This is a genomic window from Bradyrhizobium sp. UFLA05-108, assembly GCF_059803455.1.
Genome location: NZ_JBANAZ010000246.1, coordinates 1 through 681, shown reverse-complemented (window position 1 = coordinate 681; position 681 = coordinate 1). Strand labels below are relative to the sequence as shown.

2 protein-coding genes are annotated in these 681 nt (G+C 62.6%); one reads left to right on the top strand and one right to left on the bottom strand.

Annotation, left to right across the window (positions count from 1 at the left end):
• Window positions 1-459: serine hydrolase (locus SO140_RS46290; RefSeq protein WP_498544248.1), on the top strand; the 459-nt coding region annotated here is incomplete at its 5' end.
• A gap of 30 nt (window positions 460-489) precedes the next feature.
• Here the strand turns inward: SO140_RS46290 and SO140_RS46285 are convergent.
• On the bottom strand, window positions 490-681 hold a 192-nt coding region (locus SO140_RS46285), incomplete at its 5' end, for a LysR substrate-binding domain-containing protein (protein ID WP_498544247.1).

Here is a 681-nt window from a genome sequence, read left to right as displayed (position 1 = left end):
GTCAATCCCGGCCCGCTGGACGCCGAGTCTTACGGCATCAAGTCCAACGCCCGCGATCTGATTCGCTATCTGGACGCCAACCTGCAGCAGGTAAAGGTGGCGCAGCCGTGGCGCGAGGCGCTGGCCGCGACGCACGTCGGTTATTACAAGGCGGGCGCGTTCACGCAGGATCTGATGTGGGAGAGCTACCCGTATCCGGTGAAGCTGTCGCGTTTGATCGAAGGCAACAACGCCGGGATGATCATGAACGGCACGCCGGCCACCGCCATCACGCCGCCGCAGCCGGAATTGCGCGCCGGCTGGTATAACAAAACCGGCTCTACCGGCGGTTTCTCCACCTACGCGGTGTTTATCCCGGCGAAGAATATCGCCGTGGTGATGTTGGCCAACAAGTGGTTCCCGAATGACGATCGCGTCGAGGCGGCTTACCGCATCGTGCAAGCGCTGGATAAGCGCTGATCGTGGGGGGGCGCCGTCGGGGCGCCCCTGTTACCGGTGCTGTCGATCTCGCCGCTCGCGCATGAAATCGATAAAGGCGCGCAGCTTGAGCGGCAGATGCCTGCCGGCGGGAAAGTAGATGAAAAATCCCGATGCCTCGCTGGCATACTCCGGCAGCACTTCCACCAGTTGCCCCTGCGCCAGTTCTTGCACCACCGTGCCCTGAAAACGCTGTGCGATACC